The 18,558-nt window shown below is 61.2% G+C and carries 18 protein-coding genes and 1 pseudogene; 8 read left to right on the top strand and 11 right to left on the bottom strand.

Annotated elements, in window-relative coordinates; translation table 11 throughout:
• The 5 genes from NKH03_RS11105 to NKH03_RS11085 form a co-directional block, all read right to left on the bottom strand.
• Positions 1-1,023 (bottom strand): amidohydrolase family protein, encoded by a 1,023-nt coding sequence (locus NKH03_RS11105; protein ID WP_352968394.1) that lies wholly within the window; start codon positions 1,021-1,023, stop codon positions 1-3.
• Between the two features lie 74 nt (positions 1,024-1,097).
• Entirely contained in the window at positions 1,098-1,469 is a 372-nt protein-coding gene (locus tag NKH03_RS11100; protein WP_352863530.1) for an MmoB/DmpM family protein, read from the bottom strand.
• Between the two features lie 16 nt (positions 1,470-1,485).
• Entirely contained in the window at positions 1,486-2,544 is a 1,059-nt protein-coding gene (locus tag NKH03_RS11095) for an aromatic/alkene monooxygenase hydroxylase subunit beta (protein ID WP_352880260.1), read from the bottom strand.
• A gap of 46 nt (positions 2,545-2,590) precedes the next feature.
• Positions 2,591-3,652 (bottom strand): NADH:ubiquinone reductase (Na(+)-transporting) subunit F, encoded by a 1,062-nt coding sequence (locus tag NKH03_RS11090; RefSeq protein WP_126068114.1) that lies wholly within the window; start codon positions 3,650-3,652, stop codon positions 2,591-2,593.
• A gap of 54 nt (positions 3,653-3,706) precedes the next feature.
• Positions 3,707-5,380, bottom strand: a complete 1,674-nt coding sequence (locus NKH03_RS11085) for an aromatic/alkene/methane monooxygenase hydroxylase/oxygenase subunit alpha (RefSeq protein WP_481826870.1) — start codon at positions 5,378-5,380, stop codon at positions 3,707-3,709.
• Between the two features lie 559 nt (positions 5,381-5,939).
• On the opposite strand from NKH03_RS11085, the gene NKH03_RS11080 reads away from it, so the two are divergent.
• From NKH03_RS11080 to NKH03_RS11065, 4 genes are read left to right on the top strand one after another with little or no spacing between them, the layout of a single operon-like run.
• Positions 5,940-6,413 (top strand): hypothetical protein, encoded by a 474-nt coding sequence (locus NKH03_RS11080; RefSeq protein WP_352880257.1) that lies wholly within the window; start codon positions 5,940-5,942, stop codon positions 6,411-6,413.
• Positions 6,410-6,733, top strand: a complete 324-nt coding sequence (locus tag NKH03_RS11075; RefSeq protein ID WP_352863537.1) for a hypothetical protein — start codon at positions 6,410-6,412, stop codon at positions 6,731-6,733. The genes NKH03_RS11080 and NKH03_RS11075 overlap by 4 nt, the downstream gene beginning before the upstream one ends.
• 13 nt (positions 6,734-6,746) lie before the next feature.
• Positions 6,747-7,874: a WD40 repeat domain-containing protein gene (locus NKH03_RS11070; RefSeq protein WP_352968392.1), complete on the top strand. Its 1,128-nt coding sequence runs from the start codon at positions 6,747-6,749 to the stop codon at positions 7,872-7,874.
• A 32-nt stretch (positions 7,875-7,906) separates the two neighbouring features.
• The gene (locus NKH03_RS11065) at positions 7,907-8,080 is read left to right on the top strand and encodes a hypothetical protein (protein WP_352880253.1); all 174 of its coding nucleotides are present in this window, start codon (positions 7,907-7,909) and stop codon (positions 8,078-8,080) included.
• 41 nt (positions 8,081-8,121) lie between these two features.
• Here the strand turns inward: NKH03_RS11065 and NKH03_RS11060 are convergent.
• Positions 8,122-8,276: pseudogene (locus tag NKH03_RS11060) on the bottom strand (short-chain fatty acyl-CoA regulator family protein); the annotation flags it as partial.
• 227 nt (positions 8,277-8,503) lie between these two features.
• Here NKH03_RS11060 and NKH03_RS11055 point away from each other — a divergent pair.
• The 3 genes from NKH03_RS11055 to NKH03_RS11045 all read left to right on the top strand — a co-directional run bounded on the left by NKH03_RS11055 (position 8,504) and on the right by NKH03_RS11045 (position 10,889).
• Complete coding sequence (locus NKH03_RS11055) at positions 8,504-8,830, top strand: TniQ family protein (protein WP_352968391.1); 327 nt, start codon at positions 8,504-8,506, stop codon at positions 8,828-8,830.
• Between the two features lie 54 nt (positions 8,831-8,884).
• The gene (locus NKH03_RS11050; protein ID WP_352968389.1) at positions 8,885-9,295 is read left to right on the top strand and encodes a winged helix-turn-helix transcriptional regulator; all 411 of its coding nucleotides are present in this window, start codon (positions 8,885-8,887) and stop codon (positions 9,293-9,295) included.
• A gap of 166 nt (positions 9,296-9,461) precedes the next feature.
• Positions 9,462-10,889, top strand: coding sequence for an aldehyde dehydrogenase family protein (locus tag NKH03_RS11045; protein WP_352968388.1), 1,428 nt, complete (start codon positions 9,462-9,464; stop codon positions 10,887-10,889).
• A gap of 93 nt (positions 10,890-10,982) precedes the next feature.
• Here NKH03_RS11045 and NKH03_RS11040 read toward each other — a convergent pair whose 3' ends face one another.
• Positions 10,983-11,216, bottom strand: a complete 234-nt coding sequence (locus tag NKH03_RS11040) for a hypothetical protein (RefSeq protein ID WP_352968387.1) — start codon at positions 11,214-11,216, stop codon at positions 10,983-10,985.
• Positions 11,217-11,876: 660 nt separating this feature from the next.
• Entirely contained in the window at positions 11,877-13,946 is a 2,070-nt protein-coding gene (locus NKH03_RS11035; RefSeq protein WP_352968386.1) for an oxidoreductase, read from the bottom strand.
• A gap of 264 nt (positions 13,947-14,210) precedes the next feature.
• On the opposite strand from NKH03_RS11035, the gene argE reads away from it, so the two are divergent.
• Positions 14,211-15,377, top strand: coding sequence for an acetylornithine deacetylase (gene argE / locus NKH03_RS11030; RefSeq protein ID WP_352968385.1), 1,167 nt, complete (start codon positions 14,211-14,213; stop codon positions 15,375-15,377).
• A gap of 10 nt (positions 15,378-15,387) precedes the next feature.
• Here argE and NKH03_RS11025 read toward each other — a convergent pair whose 3' ends face one another.
• The 3 genes from NKH03_RS11025 to NKH03_RS11015 are packed head-to-tail and all read right to left on the bottom strand — an operon-like array spanning position 15,388 to position 18,556.
• Positions 15,388-16,323 carry a LysR family transcriptional regulator gene (locus NKH03_RS11025; RefSeq protein WP_091581784.1) on the bottom strand — a complete coding sequence of 312 codons (936 nt, stop codon included), beginning with the start codon at positions 16,321-16,323 and terminating at the stop codon, positions 15,388-15,390.
• 50 nt (positions 16,324-16,373) lie between these two features.
• Complete coding sequence (locus NKH03_RS11020; RefSeq protein ID WP_352863548.1) at positions 16,374-17,855, bottom strand: aldehyde dehydrogenase; 1,482 nt, start codon at positions 17,853-17,855, stop codon at positions 16,374-16,376.
• A 26-nt stretch (positions 17,856-17,881) separates the two neighbouring features.
• The gene (locus tag NKH03_RS11015) at positions 17,882-18,556 is read right to left on the bottom strand and encodes a DUF1028 domain-containing protein (protein WP_352863550.1); all 675 of its coding nucleotides are present in this window, start codon (positions 18,554-18,556) and stop codon (positions 17,882-17,884) included.
• Positions 18,557-18,558: the final 2 nt, after the last annotated feature.

The following is an 18,558-nucleotide window of genomic DNA, read 5'->3' as shown; positions in this document are numbered from 1 at the left end:
CTACTCCGCCGCGATGCTGAAGGGCGAGCTGGCAAGCGCCTTCTTCTTGGCTTCGATGTCGATGTTGTAGAGACGCGCGGCGTTGAGGCCGAGGATCTTCTCCTTGATCTCGTCGGTCAGCTGCACACCCCGTTCAGCGGCGATGTCCTCTGGGATCTGATAGGCCCAGAATTTCTCGACCAGCCAGCGCGGCGTCCAGATCGCATAGTCGGAGCCGAACAGGATCTTCTCCGGCCCGAGCCAGAACAGCAGTTCGGCGATGACCTCGCCGAAATAGCGCGGGCGGGAATGGATGAAGGGCAGTGCCACCGCCAGTCCGCCGTAGACGTTGGTTTCCTGTGTCGCGATCCAGCAGAAATCGTCGAGACGCGGCAGGCCGCAATGCTCGATGATCCAGTTGAGGCCCTGAAAATCCGTCGCCGCGTGATCGACGTCATGGACGTCGAACGCGTCCTTCGAGAGCGGCAGGATGGTCGGGCCTTTGTGGACGTGGATGTTCCTGATGCCGAGCTTGTCGCAGAGTTCGAAGCACTTGTAGGCATCGGGATCGGTGAGCTTCCAGCCCTTGGAGGCGCCGTTCCATTCGGCCGTGTACATCTTCACGCCCTTGACGTCGTAGGTCTCCTTGAGGAAGTGGATGTATTCCAGCGCCTTCTCGCCGTCGCGCGGATCGAAGGCGCCGTTGACGATGAAGCGCTCGGGATAGAGCTTGGCCACCTCGGCGTTGCGCTCGATGGTGTTGAAGCCGTTCTTGTAGAAATCCTTAAGATAGGTCGACTGGACGATCGCCACATCGTCGGGACCGTCGATGAACAGGTCGCGATAGAGATCGTCGGCGCTGTATTTCTCGAATTTGCTCTTCTCCCACAGCTGGTCCTTCGGGCTCAAGCCAGTGTGATAGGCATAGAAGCACTCGATGAACTGCTTGCCGTGGATGTTCTTCTGGTTTTCCGGGCTGCCGTCCCAGAAATGGGTGTGGCCGTCGACCACGAAAATGTCCTTGCCTTCCGGTGTTCTGTACATGGTTGCCTCCGCAGCAATCGCGTTGATCGGTTCGGCGCGCCGCACCCAGCGGCACGCCGGATTTTTCGTGGCGGCTATTCGATGTATTCGAACATCTCATCCATGTTGCCGAACAGGATCACGGTGTTGTCGTCGACGCGAACCATGCGGCCGTAGTGGGTGGAGCTGTTGACCTCGAAGGTTTCCGCCGTCATCTCGCGGCCGAGATATTCGCTGATCTCGTCCATCTTGAAGATCAGCTTGCCGGTGCCGTCGATGCGGATCATCGCCGGTTGGTAGGTGACGGTTACGTTCGGCTTCTGGCCCATGAATTCGGCGATGGCCCTCGCCTCGACAGAGTCGTTCATGGTGACGCCGCACTGATGCGAAATCGTCTGTTCGAAGGTGATGTCCTTCATCGCCTTGAAGATGTTGGAATGCGTTGCGTCGCGTGCAGATAGTGACATGACGATTTCTCCTGTTTCAGCGCTTGAGGCCGAGTTCGCCGAGGATCTGGCCAATCCGCTCTTCGGATTTGGCACGGACGTCAGTGAACGCGACCGGCTTGGAATGCGGCATCGACCAGATCGGCTGCAGGCCGGCGGCTGCCTTGTCGGCGAGCGCGCCGTGTTTCTTGACCCAGCCCTGGAAGAGCTTCTTGTTGGCGGCGCCATGCTTCTCGTCATTGGCGAGGAGATGCATGAGGTCGATCGTGTTGGCGAGGTTGCGCTCATAGTCGGCCTCGGCTGCCGAAATCACCGCCGGCGTGATGAAGTCGTGGTTGGCGGCGGCGATCTGCATCAGGAAGCCGGAGCGGAACACTTCGCCCACCAGCGGCTCGAAGATGATGTTGATGGCGAAATACTGCTCGAGATAATCGGTCGCGCCCATGATGGTTTCGACCGCTTCGCGGGTGCCTTGCCAGTTCCTGTCCTCGAGCCAGGCTTTCTTGCCTAGCTCATCGTCCCAGTCGGGAAGATCCATCCCGATCTCGGCGAGGTAGAGGGTGATGTCCTGGGCGAGCCTGAGCTTGTAGGACGAGTTGGTCAGCGTCGCGTTGTTGATCATCTGGGTGTAGCCGTAACGCTGCGCCTGCATCAACGACGTACCGAGCCCGAATTCGGCGTGTTTCCAGGCGCCGAGCTGCGTCTGCAGGATCTTGACCCAAGCCTTGTCGAAGGTCTTTGGGGTGCCCGACTTGCGCGCATTGTTGATGACGCTCTGCACCATCGTCTCGATCTTCGACTGGCGCTGGTAGTGCGTGCGCTCCCACTCCTGGTCGGGAGCGCGGAAGGCATGCCAGTTGGAGCTCTGCGCGGCGGTGTTCTGCTTGACATAGGCGCCCTTGCCGTCGGCGAAAGAGATGATCCAGTCCTGGATCAGATAGCGTTCCGGGTCGGGCTGGACGTCGACCGTCATGTCCTCGTAGTGGGTGGCGCGCTGGCCTTTCGGGTCGAAATACCGGTACTTCCGGCTGTCGGAGTCGGCGAAGATTGCCGCGCCGGCGGCTCCTGATCCGACTGAACTCGAGGTTGCAGGCATAGTCTCTCTCCCTTGTTGCAGTTGTGGTTGGCTTGCGCGACCGCCCTCAATGGGCCGGCGTTGCACCTGCCGATGTGGTGAACTTGTCGAAGAAGATCCGCTCCGTTTCGAAGCCGTTCATGAACAGGACCGGCTGCAGCGCATCGATCATCGGCGGCGGGCCACAGGCATGGACATCGCCCTGCCCGTCGACCGCCAGTTGCTTGAGCACGGCGTCGACACTCTGGTGCACGAAGCCACGTTCGCCCTGCCATTCGGCGTCGTCATTCGCGTGCGACAGCACGGGAATGAAGGTGACGTCGGAATGATTGCCGACCAACTCGGCGATCCTGTCGAGATAGAACAGGTCGTTGCGGGTGCGGGCGCCGTAGAAGAAATAGACCGGACGTTTCTCGCCGCTCTTCAGGTGATCGTTGAGGATCGACCAGATGGGCGACATGCCCGATCCTGCGCCGACCAGGATCAGGGGTCCTTGCCGTTCGTCGCGGCGGAAGCAGGTTCCGTAGGGTCCGACGACGGTGACTTCGGCTCCGGCTCTGATGCCTCCGGAATCGAGCTCTCCGGAAAACTTTCCCTCAGGATATTTTTTGATGATGAAGGAGAGTTTTTCGGTTTGGTCCGGCGTATTTGCCATGGAGAACGAGCGCGTAATCGTCTCCCCTTTTTGCGTGGTAACCGTGATGTCGACATATTGCCCCGCCCAGAACTTCATTGGGGAGCCGAGTTCGATCTCGATGCCGCGAATGTCGTGGGTCAGCTGCTCGATGCGAGCAATCCGGCCCTTGTATGTCTTCACGGCGATCGCTTTCGCCAAAATCTCCTCGTCATAGTTGAGAAGCTCGACTTCCAGGTCGGAGAAGGCGATGCAGCGGCACAACAGGACGTGCCCGCTCTCCTTCTCCATGTCGTTCAGCGCGAAGGTCGAGTATTTCAGCATGTCGACTTCGCCTTCGAGCAGCACGCTTTTGCAGGCCGAGCATTGCCCTTCCTTGCAGCCGTGCGGCAGCGCGATGCCCTGGCGAAAGGCGGCGTTGAGCACCGTTTCGCCATGCTCGACGTCGAATTCGACGCCAACCGGGCTGAGCCTGACCGTGTGGGTTTCCGACATACGGACCTCCAGTGAAAGGAAGGGGCGGGACGAACCCGCCCCCCTTTGGCTTGATCAGTTGCAGGGGGTGATGGTGAAGCCCTTGGCATACTCCGCCAGGTGCTTCTCACGGTCCGCGGGCGACATGGCACGCAGCGCGTTGAGCGGCGATCCGAGCGTGTTGCCGCGCACGTCGTCGAGCGTCCACATCTCCTTGTCGTCGAAGCGCAGATGCGGCTGCGGAACCAGCGTCTTGCCGTCGGAACGGACGAAGTTCAGGTCCTTGATCGCATCGGCCAGATCCCAGCCGTCATAGAGCGTCTCCCACTCGCGCTTGCCGCTGAAGCGGCCCATCGCGGGCGTCGGCCGGCCCTGATACTCGTCGGCGAAGGCGACTGTTGCGGTCCACTTGTCGAGTTCGTGGGCGAAGGTGTGGAGCTGGCCGTCGATCTCGCCGACCACCATGTCCTCGCGGATCAGACAGGGAACGAGGCAGGACCAGCAGCGGTGCGGGTAGACGTAGCCGACATCGCTGTTGAACAGCAGCACCTTCTCGCCCTTGTGGCTGAGCTTGGCATACCATTTCCAGAAATCGCCGAACTCGGCGTACCAGCCCGGATACTTGTGCTCGAACCACTCGAAGTCCTTGTCGGTCTGGGCTTCGATACGCCAGAAATTGACCGGCCAGCCGACCGCGAAGAACTGCCCGACCTTGTGGACATAGTTCTTCTTGGTGATGCGCTCCCAGGCCGCCTGGACGTCATCGTGATGGACCTTGATGCCGTATTTTTCGAGCGGCAGCATGTAGGTGCGATAGTAGTCCTCATAGATCCAACGGTGCCACATCTCCGCGTAGGACTCCTTGTTCTTGTCGCGGTTGGTGGTGCCGTATTCGATGAAGGTACCGATGGCGGCATCGACGATGGCGTGGTTCTGCCAGAAGGCGTAGCGCAGGTCGCGCTCGAGCAAGAGGTGGTTTTCCGGCTCCTTGAGCGCCGCCATCAGCAGCGAGTGGCCATTGCCGATATGCCGGCTCTCGTCGGACTGCACCGACAGGAACACCGTCGGCAGCGCGTAGTCGCCGTTGCGGGCGGCCTCCGAAGGCATGGCGACGAACAGCGTGTTGGTGAAGGCGGTTTCAGCCACCACGGTCAGGTACATGCAGGCGGCGGTCATCGTGTCGCCGGTGATGAAGCCTTCGGCGAACTGTCGGCCGATTGTCGTGGCGTAGCATTTTCCGAAGGCTTCTTCGGTGATGTCGAAGCCGGCCGGATCGATGTAGTTCTCCATGTACCATTTCTTCAAATTCATCTGGATCGTCGAGTGACGAAACTCGTCGATCATCTGCATGGTGAAGCCGGTTCGGAGTTCCTCACCAGGCGCTATGCGGGCAACCATCGCCATCGAGCGGGCAGCCGAGATTTCCGGGAACGGAATGATGGCCAGGAAGAGCTTCATCCACTCGACCCAACGCGGCTCGACGTTGCGGAACATGTCGCCGCGCAAGGCCGCATCGAGCGCGCCATAGACGCGGTTGTCTTTTTCTTCCTGCATCGGGAAGTACGACCGCAGGACCTGCTTCATCGGGTCGCGGGGCGTCTTGTTGATCTTGTAGTCGGTCGGAAACGTCATCGCTTCCTGGACGTAGGAAGGATTCCAGCCGAGATCGGCAATCTTCTTGGTCGCCTCGCCGACGGAGATTCCGCGTTGCGAGGTAATCTTGTTAAGCGTCAGAGACGTCATGGTCATAAGCCTCCACCAGGTTTGAGCCGCAGGTCCCTTGACCCCGGCATGAAGCGGCACAAAGCACCGCCAGTGAGAGTGCGAACGGCACGACAAAGGGTTGCGCATTCAGGCGCGACTCATGGTCCGGCCGTTCAAGTGGATCGCGGCAAAGGTTCTCGAGGTGTTTTGGCGGAGACCCGCGGCGCCAACCGCATGTGCGATGGGCGTATCGAAGCGGTCTCTGCTTCCTCCGTTCCTTCGTTCTTTTGGCACCGCGTCAAAAATGCGATGGGCTTCTTGTGAAAAGGTACAAAGCAAGCGCCGTGCCAGTTTGAAAAGAGCGCCCATGGCTGACGTTCAAACAAAATCGCCACTCTTTCGGCATATGAGCAGATGGCCGACTGTAACGTTGTTTTACAGTTGTAAAGTACGCTTGTAATATTTAAAATCTATTCGCATACGCAATATGTTTAGTTAGCAAGTGCAGCAAAAAAAGAAAACAGATATCATCTATTCAATTCTTCGTCTTTCTCTACTATCTGAAGGAGACGGCCGTGGATGGGCCTGGCGCTGGAGAGAGACCATGCCGAACGATAGAGACAGCCGGGGGCCACCAGAGCCAATGTCCAGCCAGGCCGACGGCGTCACCGGCGATCTTGTCAGGCTGATGCCCCGCGATCTGGTCTTTGTCATGCGCTTCATGGGCGAGAGCCAACATCGCCTCCAGAGCCACTTCCAGGACTTCATCCGGGCCGAGCTTGCCGCCGGCGGCGTCACCACGGAAACGCATCCGATGATCCATCTGTTCATCGAAAACCACGCGATCCTGTTGCGGGACTTCGTGTTTTCCGGCGTTTCGCTGACGCGCCAGTTCCGCGTCGACGAGATCGAGCGCCTCACCGGTGACACGACATCGATGATCCGTGTCGACATCTGGGATCAGCTCAAGAGCCATATCGAGACGGCCGAAAGGCAGTTCCAGTCGCAGGCCGGTACGTTGCCAAAATTGCTGTCGGCTTTCGAAAAACCGCCGGGATCTTTGGGGAGCAAACAATGACGGGAGGATCCGATATCGCCAGACGCCACGCGCTGCTCGCCCGCCGGCTCGATCTGGTCGCCAATGTCTCCGCGCTCACTGCCGAGGCGCTGCGGCTCAATCAGAAACGCTCCGGCATCGAGATGGATGTGCTGCGCCTGGAGCTGGAAATCGGCAGAAGCGGCGCCAGCGAGCAACTGGTGCGGGACTTGCATGAGGCAGAGCAGAGCGCGGCGGCGGTCATGCAGGCATGCGCGGTGTGCGAGCAACGCATCGTCGCAGTGGAAGGCGATGTCGAGGACATTGATCGCCGGCTTGCCGCGACGGCGAACGAGGACTGACGGGAGAGAGAGCATGAACCAGCAGACGATGCAGAACCTGACCTTGTTCGACCTTCTGGCGCGGAGCTGGCGTCGCCCGTCGGCAATCGCCGATTTGCGCTTCAGCGCCGATGGCTCGGCTGTTGCCTTCGCTTCAGTGGATGCAACCATCGCCATTGCCACGGTCGCGGATCACGAGCCGCCGGAAACGCGGATAAGGGTAAGCAACGATCTGGGGCAGACGACGATCCGCCCAAGGGAAAGGCCACCTGTCCCATTGATCGCCACGGCGGCATTCGGAGATGGCGATGTCCCGCTCGCCGCCTATGCGCATTCCGCCTTTCTGGTCGGCGCGGCCAGCGGTGAGGTGCTGCATCTGGCCCCCGACGGTGAAGCAGCGGCCCCTTTGGTCCGGATCGACGGACCGATCGTAGCCATCGATCACAACGCTAGGACGGACATGACAGCCATCAGCAATGGGCATGATGCCTTTCTGTCGCGCGGCCAAGGCGGCGCAGTGCAACTGAAACACGCCGTGACATCGTCCATGGACGCCCTTGCTTTCTCGCCAGGCGGGCGGCGCCTCGCCTGCGGCGGTGGTGATGGGCTGTCGATCTGGTCTGTCGAAGGCGACGCTGCCTTGATACGCGATGTCTCCTTTCCAGCGCGCCCGGTGTCGATCCGTTGGAGCGGCGACGGCACGTGGTTGGCCTGCGGGCTCGAAACCGGAGGCTTTGCCCTGGTCAGCATGACCGATGGCCGCGCTGACATCGTCGCGGGATTTCCATCGCCGGTGCGGACCGTGTGCTGGAGCCGGCCGGCGAATGCGCTGTTTGCCTCGGGCGCCTTCCGGATTGCCGGGTGGTCGATGACCGCGCCGCCGGTTGGCGGCGAAACCTCCGGCGCGCTGGAGACGGGTCGTGCCGGGCTGGTGCTGGTCGAAACGGTGGCGGCGCACCCTGAAAAGAAACTCATCGCGGCCGGCTACGCCAACGGCCGGATCACCATCGCCGAGATCGGCGCCCGCGACGAACTCCTCGTCAGGCCTTTCGGCAGCGCGGTCACCGCGCTTGCCTGGTCCGGCGACGGACGGCATCTGGCGGTGGGCGCCGTCGACGGCACCGCCGCGATCGTCACCTTTCCAGCCCAGATGTTCAAATAACGGACGCAGTCCGTATGAAACAGGAGGATAGAATGCAGACCGAACTCACCGCAGAGGACGAGAGCAAGGACGAATTTTTCGAGCGGCTGGCCAAGCTGTCGGAAGAGATGGTGGCCAAGCACGGCAAGGATTTCAGCATGGGCGCGCTGGTCCTCGCCGCCCGCTGGATCGCCGAAAACCGCATCGGCCAGTTGAAGACCAACTAAACTAACGAGGCTGACCAGCCGGTCGGTGATGTATTGTCTACCTCCGGTGTCTCAGCGAGCTGACGGATGATCCTACCCGGCGCTTCGAGGTCTGGTGCGCATTCCACAGCGGACAAGCCGCGCCGAAGCGGGCAGATTGCAGCTTGGCAGTACTGTGGCGTTTGGTGATGTTCCCGGCCCGGTCGATGCGCGCGAAACCTTGGTCGTTCGATCCTGCGCAAGAGGCCGGCTGCGGCGGCCTTAAGTTCTGACGCCGAAATCACTGCGACGTATTCTGCATATCACCAAGGGCATCACCGCCAGCATCTTCCACATCATCAACAGCCTCGCCGTCGACGCCATCGAGAGCGGCCGCGAGTGCATCACCGATGCATCGATTGAGAACTGGGAGCCGGAGTTCGATGCCGAGGCGGCATTCGCATAATGGAGAACATACGAGAACGGCAATTACCGGTGCGGTTGCCGCCCCATTCGGACGAACCTCTGTCGTCCTGGATCAGTCGCCATGCCGCCTTCAACGCGGCCTCTCCGTTTGTCATGCTTTGGCACTGCCTTCCAGAGGTGCCGTCGCTGCGCAGCGCCGACCTCCATCTCAGCGACGCTGACCAGATCAGGCTGGCCAACATGTTCGCCATCAAACCGACCGTCTTGCGCGGCATGACCTTCACCAGTGCACCAACGTTGTCGCATCGGCACCGGACACAAATAGAACTCCGTTGCGTTAACAAGGCCTACAGGTATATGGTGTAAACCTAGCGTCAATCAGGCACCTGAAGTCGCCTAGGTATATCGAAGGAACCCATTATGCTTGAACTGGAACCGCTCTGCTTTTCTTCTGAATGCCCGAGCCGGGCTCTATTCGATCAGATCGCCGACAAGTGGTCGATGATGGTGATTGCGGTTCTCAATGAGGGACCGCAGCGCTTCAATGCCATCCGCCGCCGCTTGCAAGGGGTGACGCAGAAGGCTCTCACTCAGTGCCTTCGCCGCCTCGAGCGCAACGGTCTTATAGCGAGAGAGGTAATTTCACTCTCCCCAGTGGCGGTGCAATATCAGCTGACGCCACTCGGCCATACCTTGCGGGAGCCCCTTCAGGAACTGCACAAGTGGACGTTGGTGAAACTGCCGGAGGTCACCGAAGCGAGAGAGGTTTTCGACAGCAAGGGCGGCGAGCAGAAGGCAGCGGACAGGTCGCTGATACAATTACGCCTGTGACACGAACTGAGCGGCGGATGCTTTCAACAGATGGTTCGCCATCGTGCACGGAATGATGAACCCGGGTCAAGTATACTCTGCCCTACCAGCGCGACTTCAAGTGCCTGATTGACGCCAAGTTTACGAAAGATACTTATGGCTCCATCAACAATGATGGAGCTTTCTCATGCGTAACAATCTTCAATTCTATATCGACGGAACCTGGGTGCAGCCCAAAAGCACAGCCGTAATCGATGTTATCAATCCCGCGGACGAAACCGTCATTGGTCAAGTCGCGCTGGGCGATGCGAGTGACGTGGACGATGCGGTTTCAGCCGCGCGAAAGGCATTTGAAACGTATTCACTCACCTCGATTGAGGAGCGAATTTCGCTCTTCGACCGGATTATTGCTGCCTACGACAAGCGAGCTAGCGACCTAGCCCTAGCGGTAATGGATGAAATGGGCGCGCCGCAATGGCTTTCAGAGCAACTGCAGGTGACCGTCGGTGTTGCCCATTTCCAGATTGCACGAGCAGCGCTTGCGACCTACCGTTTCGATGAGCCGCTTGGCACAAGCGAAGTCGTACGCGAGCCGATCGGCGTTTGCGCCCTGATCACGCCGTGGAATTGGCCATTGATGCTGATGGCCGCAAAGGTGGCACCTGCGCTTGCTGCGGGTTGCACCGTGGTGTTGAAACCATCTGAAATCGGACCGTTCTCAGGTACGATCTTTGCTGAGATCCTCCATGACGCCGGAGTTCCCAAAGGAGTGTTCAATCTTGTTCATGGCGATGGCCGCGTTGTCGGCAATGCTTTGACGAGCCATCCCGACGTGGATCTTGTCTCCTTCACCGGCTCAACCGCGGCTGGGATCGAGGTGGCTCGCACCGGTGCGCTGACTGTCAAAAGAGTACATCAGGAACTTGGAGGAAAGTCACCCAACATCGTCCTGCGTAGTGCAGACCTCGCATCTGCTGTCGAAGGCGGTGTAGCGCAGATGATGCTGAACAGCGGACAGTCCTGCAGCGCACCGTCTCGGATGCTGGTCCATGTCGATCAGGCTGCTGAAGCAATCAGCTACGCCAAGGCAGCCGCCGAAACCTGGTCGGTCGGCCATCCTTCTTCCAATGCAAAAATGGGACCGGTAGCTTCGGAAGCGCAATGGAACAAAATCCAGCGTCTGATCCAGTCGGGGCTCGATGAAGGCGCCACGCTTGTGACTGGAGGGCTTGGCCGTCCCGATGGACTTGATGCTGGCTTTTACGTCCGGCCTACGATCTTTGCCGATGTGCGCAACGACATGACGATCGCACGTGAAGAAATCTTCGGGCCAGTCCTGGTCATCATCGCCTATTCCGACGAAGAGGAAGCAGTGAGGATCGCCAACGACACGACCTACGGCCTTGCCGCCTATGTGCAGGGTGAGCGGGTTGCGGCCGAAGCCATCGCGCGTCGCCTGCGTGCCGGCCAAGTCTACTTGAACAATGTTAATCTTGATCTGGCTGCACCCTTCGGCGGCTACAAGCAGTCCGGCAACGGACGTGAATGGGGTCCGATGGCAATTGCCGAGTTTCTCGAGATCAAGGCCATCGTTGGTTTCCGCGATGCAGCCTGACATCTAGGTTACTTTGACAATGGATGCCCGGAGCCAGATTGGTCCGGGCATTCAGCGAATGTTTACCAACTGGCAACCAAGTTATTCGTGGGACTATTTTTGAAAAGCCACGATGTTCTCACTCAACCAGGCAGCGACAGATCGCGGCGCCTTGCCGGTCAGGTCTGTAAAAGTCGCTGTCGTTTCCGCGAACTCCCTGAACAATCGGTCGATTCCCAGCAGAACATCGGCCACCAGGTCGCTGGCGCCTGAACCGATCAGCGAGTGACGCGCCTGCCGCTCCTGCCGATAGACCTCCCGGATGAGATCGTGGGCCGAGGAGTTCAACGTAGAACCGTCGCGACCGATCCTGATCGGTGCAGATGAGCGCGACGTGGTGAATGGCCTTCAGCATACTACGAACTCTAGCCAAGCTGGGGTTTGAGGCCAAGGTCACGGCGTCGCAGTGCCCGCTCTGATGGCTTGGTGAGACCACGCCTGTAGCCGGCGGCATGGACCTTGAACGTCTTTGCTCAATCCTGGGGAATCCCAATTCAGCTAGAATGCGCAGCTGGGAGCCAGGGAGGCATCGCCCCCCTGATCGTGAGAATCGTTCCCCGCGCATGGTCGCCGGGAAGCCTCGCAGGTGCGTTTGGCTGTGCAGGGCATGGACCGAGTCGTACGGCTGGTAACGTGCAAGCCGCTGCTTGGCGAACCTGTTGGCGAACCTCGTGGCGAACCTGCCAATAAACCATTGATAAATAACGATAATGGTGGGCCCGGAGGATGTGCGAGAAATATTGATTTCATTGGCTTTTTCGTGGGCCAAAATAAAAAGTCTTCCCGTATTGTACCGTATCGTCCCGCGACCGCTTTAAAGTACCCTTACCTCCTTCACAGGCAGGTACAGGTCCATCTTCGCGGCAGGTAAAAAACCGTCATTTCCGCTAGAGATCGCGCTTCCCAACACGATCTCCCAAAAGCCTGGGTTAAGGATGATCCCGTCCTCTATTCCGCGGCCAGTGCCGTCACTTCTCGCCGGAACGGCAGCGCGTCGCCGATATCGAGTTCGTCCAGCTCACGAGCGAAACGATGGCCGGCGTAGGTCGCCCAGGCAATCGGGCCTGGCGCCTCGGCATCGCCGATGACCTTGATCGAGCGAATGCCACTATCGGCCCACTCGTCCCGCCGCGCCTTCAATTCGCGCCAGACGCCATCGTCCTGTTGGCGCGACGTCACCAGCACCACGCCATCTGCGGCGATGTCATGTCGGGTGCCCGTATAAGCACAGGCAGTGACAACACCTCCCGACACGATGTGAGTCATGATCTGGTTCAGCACGATCTCGACGCCGAGCTCGGCCAGCCGGCGATGGATGGTGCCTTGCTCCAGCGTGTTGCGGGTCCAGTCGGACACATAGGCGGACGGCGTCACCAGCGTCACCTTCGCGCCCCGGCGCGCCATAAGCTCTGCCAGAACGCCACCCATGTAGTAGTGGTCGTCGTCGAACAACACGACGTTGCCGGTCGGTACATTTCCGCTCATCAGGTCGTCCGGGGTATAGAGCGGCATGGCCAGATCCATCGGCATCGGCACGACATGCGCACGCGCCACGCCGTCACGGCGCCATGTCGAGCCGGTGGCAATGGCGATGTTCTGAAACCCGAAGGCCAGGATATCCTCGGCGGACAATCGGCTCTCGAAATAGACGTCGACATTGGACATCTGGCTGAGCTGATATTGGCGATAGTCGCGTACGCGACCCCAGGCGGAGAGACCAGGCAAGCGGCACTCGCGTGCCACGCGGCCGCCGAGCTCGGTGCCGGCCTCGGCGATCGCCACCTGGTAGCCGCGCAGGCCGAGTGCGCGGGCGGCCTCAAGCCCGGCGGGACCGGCGCCGACGATCAGCACGCTCTCACTGTCGCCCTTGGCCTGCATCCGCTCCGGATGCCAACCCTTGCGCCATTCCTCCATGAAGGTCGGGTTCTGCGTGCAGCGCGAGATCGACATGGTCATGTCGCCGGTGATGCAGATGTTGCAGCCGATGCATTCGCGAATGTCCTCGATCCGCCCCTCTTCCACCTTCTTCGGCAGGAAGGGGTCGGCAATCGACGGGCGCGCGCAGCCGATGAAATCAAGCGTACCGGACCTGATCATCTTCACCATCACGTCCGGCGACGTAAAGCGCCCGACGCCGACGACCGGCTTTGAGGTCAGCTTCTTGATGCCGGACACGAGGCTCTCCTGCGCGGCCTCCTCCTTGAACCGCGACGGCCCGGAGCAGTCCTCCCAGGCGCCATGGGCCAGATCCCAGAGGTCGGGCAGGTCGGCATGCATCTCGATCATGTCGCGCACTTCGGAATTGGCGAAACCCAGCTCGCCGATCATCTCGTCCAGCGATAGCCGCAGCGTCAGGCCGCAAGTGTCGCCGATGGCGTCCCTGCCCTCCTCAATCAGCTCCCGCATCAGCCGCGAGCGGTTTTCCAGCGAGCCGCCATACTCGTCGCTGCGCTGGTTGGTGGCGGTCGACAGGAAGTGCTGGATGATGCCGAAGCCATGCGCGCCGTAGAGACAGACCAGGTCGAAACCCGCCAGCTTGGCGCGTTTGAAGGCATTGCGATGCCAGCGGCGCAGGTCGCGTATATCCTGCTTGTCCATGGCGCGTGCCTGAACCGGGTCATTGGTGAAGGTGCGGATGGGCAAGGCCGACGGTCCGCGCGGCACTTCCTTGGTGTAGAGGTTCGGTCCGTTGATACCGGAATAGGCCAGCTGGATGCCGGCCAGCGCGCCATGCTGGTGCATGGCCTTGGCCATCCTGGCGAGCGCCGGGATATCGGCGTCGTCCCACAGCCTGAGCTCGATGAAGGGCGTGATCTCCGAGGTGTGGTGCATCTCGGTTTGCTCGGTGAAAATGACACCCCAGCCGCCTTCCGACTTGATGCGCCGCATCTCGGCCGCGGCGGACGGATCGCGATAGCCGCCGCCATTGCAGTGCGGCACCTGGTAGAAGCGGTTCTTGGCGGTCACCGGACCGATCTTCACAGGCTCGAACAGAATGTCGTAGCGTGGATCACGCATGGTGCTTCCTTCCTGCCAGCGTCGCATCGCGGCATGCGCGGTGATGCTTTCAAACCTTGACGGTGGGTAGATGCCGTGAACCTACTCATAAGTTGCGGCGCGCGCCGGAAAACTACAGATTTCTTCTGTGCCGATTAGGACGCGCCTAATCAGCCCCCGCCGCCTGGGTTAGCATCCGGTGAATCCCGGCTGAGCCAAATGCGACTTCAGCGCCGCGGCCACGCGATGCTAGATAGCGCGCACGGCCAATGAGACATACAACACATGGACAGCATCCGAATCCTTGAAAAGCTGATGGCATTCCCGACGGTGAGCCGCGTTTCGAATCTCGACCTCATCGGCTACGTGACGGAGTTGTTGGCGGCACAGGGCATTGCATGCCAGATCGTCCGCAGCGCGGACGGCCATAAGGCGAACCTTTTCACCACCATAGGGCCGGCCGACACTCCCGGCGTCATGCTGTCCGGCCATACCGATGTCGTCCCCATCGACGGCCAGGACTGGACGCTGCCGCCTTTCGAGATGAGCGCGCGCGACGGCAAGCTTTACGGCCGCGGCGCGGCCGACATGAAGGGTTTCGTGGCCTGTGCGCTTGCCGCGTGCCTCAAGGCCTCGAAAATGAGCCTGCAAACGCCCTTGCATCTGGCGCTTTCCTACGACGAAGAGGTCGGCTGCATCGGTGTGCACAGCCTTATCGACATGCTGCATGCTGCGCCGCACCGGCCATTGTTGTGCATCGTCGGCGAGCCGACCAGCATGCAGGTTGCGACCGGCCACAAGGGCAAGCTTGCGGTGCGCGCCATCTGCAGGGGACGGGAAGGCCATTCGGCGCTGGCCCCCTTGGCACTCAATGCCATTCATCTGGGCTGTGACTTCGTCTCCGCACTGCGCCAAGAACAGGATCGGCTGGCGCGCGATGGCGTACGCGACGGCGACTACGACATTCCCTACACGACCGTCCACGTTGGCAAGATGAATGCCGGCGTGGCGCTCAACATCGTGCCGAACCTCTGCCAGCTCGACTTCGAGATCCGCAATGTCGCGGCCGACAATCCCGACCAAATCCTCAATGGGTTGCGCGCGGCGGCAGCGCGCATTGCCGCTGCGGCTTCAACGATCGCGCCAGAGGCGGCCATCGACATCGATATCACCAACACCTATCCAGGGCTGGACACGCCTGCGAACTCGCAGGCCGTAGGCTTCGTCAAATCGTTGACCGGCGCCAACGACACCATCAAGGTTGCCTTCGGCACCGAAGGTGGATTGTTCAGCCGCGACCTCGGCACGCCGACCATCGTGTGCGGACCAGGCTCGATGGCGCAAGGGCACAGACCGGACGAATTCGTCAGCGTCGAACAGATGCGCCGCTGCGACGGCATGCTGGACAATCTGCTGCGGCGGCTTGCCGATCGCCGGCTTCAGGTGGCATGAAGCAACGCCGCTATTCCACGACCCTACCGCTGCCGAACACGCCCTGTTCGACGACGAAACGGCGGCAATGATCGATGAATGCCTGCACCGTTTGGGTGCGATGCTCAGCGTTGGGTAATGCAACCCCCATGGTCAGAGGCCGCAAATCCCCCTCCAGAGGCACGAAGACCAGAGGCTTGCCGTCCGGCGCCAGCGTGTTGAGCGGCCGCATGTTGGCGATGCCATAGCCGAAGCCGTTCGCAACCATCGAACGCATCACCGCGATGTCGCCGGTGCGCTCGGCAATGTTCGGCCGGATGCCTCGCGAATGAAAGGCCGAGAGGAAATATTCGCGGCTATATGGCAGGTCGAGCAGCACCATCGGCTCGTCGGCCAGCTCTTCCGGCGTGATGGAAGCCTTGCCGGCGAAGCGGTGCCCCTGTGGCAACATGACATAGGCCGGAACCAGCATCAGCGGTTCGAACGTCGTGTCCTGCGACAGTTCTAGATCGTAGGTCAGCGCCGCGTCGATTTCGCCTCGTTGCAACATTTCGAGCAGCTGACCCTGGTTGCGTTCGAACTGCCTGAACCGCACCTCGGGATAGGCGCGCTCGAACTTCATGCGCAGGGTCGGCATGACGATTTGCGCGAAGGTCAGCAGGCATCCGACCGCCAGCGGCCCACGCACTTTCTCGGCGATGTCGCCGGCAATATCGTGCAAAGCGTCGGCGTCGGCCAGCAGCCTGGCGGCCTCCTTGAGGAAAACGCGCCCGCCGGCCGTGAGTGACAGGCCATGCGAATGCTTGCGCACAAAAAGCTGGACGCCGAATTCGGCCTCGAGCTGCGCGATGGACGCCGAGATCGAAGGCGGCGAAACATTGACCTGTTCGGCCGCCTTGGTAATGGAGCCGGCTTCGCCGACGGCGACGAAATATTCCAGTTGTCTCAGCGTGAAGCGTAACGGCATGGGCGGCTATGTTGCCGGTTTGGGCGCTGCGATCAAGCGCCCGCACTGCCTCAGTACTTGATCCATGTCGTTTTCAGCGCGGTGTACTTGTCCAGCGAATGCAGCGACAGGTCGCGACCGAAGCCGGATTGCTTGATCCCGCCGAACGGGGTCATCGGGCTCAGCGCATCGACCGTATTGACGGAAACCGTGCCGGCGCGGAGCCGGCCGGCAACGCGGTGCGCGCGCGAGAGACTGTCGGTCCACAGTGATGCGGCCAGTCCGTACGGGCTGTCATTGGCAATGCGGATAGCCTCCTCTTCGTCGTCGAAGGCTATGACCGAAAGCACCGGTCCGAATATCTCGTCGCGGGCAATCGGGTCGTCATGGGCAACATTGTCGAAGATGGTGGGCTGTATGAAGCTGCCGCGACCGTTGATCGTGACCCGATCGCCGCCGGCAACCAGGCGCGCGGTCTTCTTGCCGGCCTCGACGAACCGCATGACGTTGGCGGCGTGGTGGGCATCGACCATGGCGCCCATTTTCGAGGCCGGGTCGAGCGGATCGCCAGGCTGGGTGGCCGCAGCGCGCTCCGCCAGCTTCTCCAGAAGCGCATCCTTGATGCCGCGTTGCACGAGCAGGCGCGAATTGGCCGAACAGACCTCGCCCTGGTTGAAGAAGATGCCGAACGCCGCCATGTCGGCTGCCGCATCGAGATCGCCGCAATCGGCGAAGACAAGGTTCGGGCTTTTGCCACCTGTTTCAAGCCAGACCTGCTTCATGTTCGACTGGCCCGAATACTGCAGGAACATCTTGCCGACCGAGGTCGATCCGGTGAAGGCAAGGCAATCCACATCCATGTGGCGGCCGAGCGCCTGGCCGGCCGTCTCGCCAAGGCCAGGCACGACATTGAACACACCGGCGGGCAGGCCCGCCTCCATGGCAAGTTCCGCCAGCCGGAGTGCCGAGAAAGGCGACTGCTCCGCAGGCTTCAGCACTACCGAATTGCCCGCCGCCAGCGCGGGCGCGCATTTCCAGGTCGCCATGTCGAGCGGAAAATTCCACGGCACCACGGCGCCGATGACGCCGAGCGGCTCGCGCCGCACCAGCACCAGATCGCTTCCGCCGGTCGGCGCCACTTCGTCGTAGATCTTGTCGATGGCCTCGCCATACCACTGGAAGATCGCCGCAGAACCCGGGACATCGACAGTCGCCGCATCCATGACAAGCTTGCCCGTGTCGAGCGACTCGAGCAGGGCAAGCTCCTCCAGGTTTTCGCGCAGCAGCCGCGCCAGCCGCAGCAGCACCTCCTTGCGGTGCGCCGGTCTTGTGCGTGACCAGACACCGGCCTCGAAACTGCGGCGCGCCGCGGCAACGGCGAGATCGATATCTTCCTCGCCGCAGGACGCCACCTCGGCCAGCGTTTCGCCGGTGGCCGGGTTGATGCTGGCGAAGGTTCGGCCCGAACGCGCCGCGACCGTCTTGCCGTCGATGAACGCCTTGTCGCGAAAACGGATCGCGGATGCCTTGCTGATCCAGTCCTTGTGACTCACGCGGATGCCTTCCCCCTGTGTGCCGGCTACTCGTCGCCCGGCACACCGTAGCTCGGCGCGTCGGACGGATTGATCGCACGGGTCACATAGGCATCGAGCTGCGGCTTGTAGATTTCCCACAGGCTTGCCAATTGCTCGATCGGGCAGTCGTCTGTCCAGTCGCAGCGCAGGTCCGCGACGGGCCATGCGACTTCGCGCACCAGTTTCATTCCAGCGGAGTGGACCGGGCCCGCCTCGCCACCCACTCTCAGCGTGGCGCGCAGGGTCGCGATCAGGCGGTCGCCGAGATGCCCTTCAGAGGCGAGGAAGGCCTCGACCATGGCTTGCGGCACGCCATCATGGGCCAGCATGTTGCCGCCGCAGGCGACATTGTCCGCACGCGCCTCCGCCCAGATGCCAAGCGCCTTAGGCCCGGAGTGAATAGCGGTTGTCCCGGCGACATCGACAGCCAGCACCTGACGGTAGTCGCTGTAGGCGCCGGTGCGCTTCAGGATAGCGACCGCCTCGGCGGCCGAGGCACCGCGCGCCAGCAGTTCGAGCCCCCTGGTGCCGAGCGTCGGATCGGTGACGTTCTGGCTGGCGACCGCGCCCACGCCCGCCTGCGCATAGGCGCAACGCGCCGCCACCGCCGGAGAGGAAGACGACACCGCGACGCCGAACATGCCGGTGCGGCTGCATCGCGCGACGATGGAGAAGGTCATGA

The organism is Mesorhizobium sp. M1406, from assembly GCF_040317555.1.
Taxonomy (GTDB): domain Bacteria; phylum Pseudomonadota; class Alphaproteobacteria; order Rhizobiales; family Rhizobiaceae; genus Mesorhizobium.
Note: the sequence above shows the minus strand (reverse complement) of the source record. Positions and strands in the feature narration are given on the sequence as shown.

Bases quoted from the DNA above. Each gene is read 5' to 3' on its own strand.
- NKH03_RS11035 (WP_352968386.1), bottom strand. From the start codon at position 13,946: ATGCGTGATCCACGCTACGACATTCTGTTCGAGCCTGTGAAGATCGGT.
- NKH03_RS11070 (WP_352968392.1), top strand. From the start codon at position 6,747: ATGAACCAGCAGACGATGCAGAACCTGACCTTGTTCGACCTTCTGGCG.
- NKH03_RS11105 (WP_352968394.1), bottom strand. From the start codon at position 1,023: ATGTACAGAACACCGGAAGGCAAGGACATTTTCGTGGTCGACGGCCAC.
- NKH03_RS11065 (WP_352880253.1), top strand. From the start codon at position 7,907: ATGCAGACCGAACTCACCGCAGAGGACGAGAGCAAGGACGAATTTTTC.
- NKH03_RS11045 (WP_352968388.1), top strand. From the start codon at position 9,462: ATGCGTAACAATCTTCAATTCTATATCGACGGAACCTGGGTGCAGCCC.
- NKH03_RS11085 (WP_481826870.1), bottom strand. From the start codon at position 5,380: ATGACCATGACGTCTCTGACGCTTAACAAGATTACCTCGCAACGCGGA.
- NKH03_RS11090 (WP_126068114.1), bottom strand. From the start codon at position 3,652: ATGTCGGAAACCCACACGGTCAGGCTCAGCCCGGTTGGCGTCGAATTC.
- argE (WP_352968385.1), top strand. From the start codon at position 14,211: ATGGACAGCATCCGAATCCTTGAAAAGCTGATGGCATTCCCGACGGTG.
- NKH03_RS11075 (WP_352863537.1), top strand. From the start codon at position 6,410: ATGACGGGAGGATCCGATATCGCCAGACGCCACGCGCTGCTCGCCCGC.
- NKH03_RS11025 (WP_091581784.1), bottom strand. From the start codon at position 16,323: ATGCCGTTACGCTTCACGCTGAGACAACTGGAATATTTCGTCGCCGTC.
- NKH03_RS11080 (WP_352880257.1), top strand. From the start codon at position 5,940: ATGCCGAACGATAGAGACAGCCGGGGGCCACCAGAGCCAATGTCCAGC.
- NKH03_RS11015 (WP_352863550.1), bottom strand. From the start codon at position 18,556: ATGACCTTCTCCATCGTCGCGCGATGCAGCCGCACCGGCATGTTCGGC.
- NKH03_RS11050 (WP_352968389.1), top strand. From the start codon at position 8,885: ATGCTTGAACTGGAACCGCTCTGCTTTTCTTCTGAATGCCCGAGCCGG.
- NKH03_RS11100 (WP_352863530.1), bottom strand. From the start codon at position 1,469: ATGTCACTATCTGCACGCGACGCAACGCATTCCAACATCTTCAAGGCG.
- NKH03_RS11055 (WP_352968391.1), top strand. From the start codon at position 8,504: ATGGAGAACATACGAGAACGGCAATTACCGGTGCGGTTGCCGCCCCAT.
- NKH03_RS11095 (WP_352880260.1), bottom strand. From the start codon at position 2,544: ATGCCTGCAACCTCGAGTTCAGTCGGATCAGGAGCCGCCGGCGCGGCA.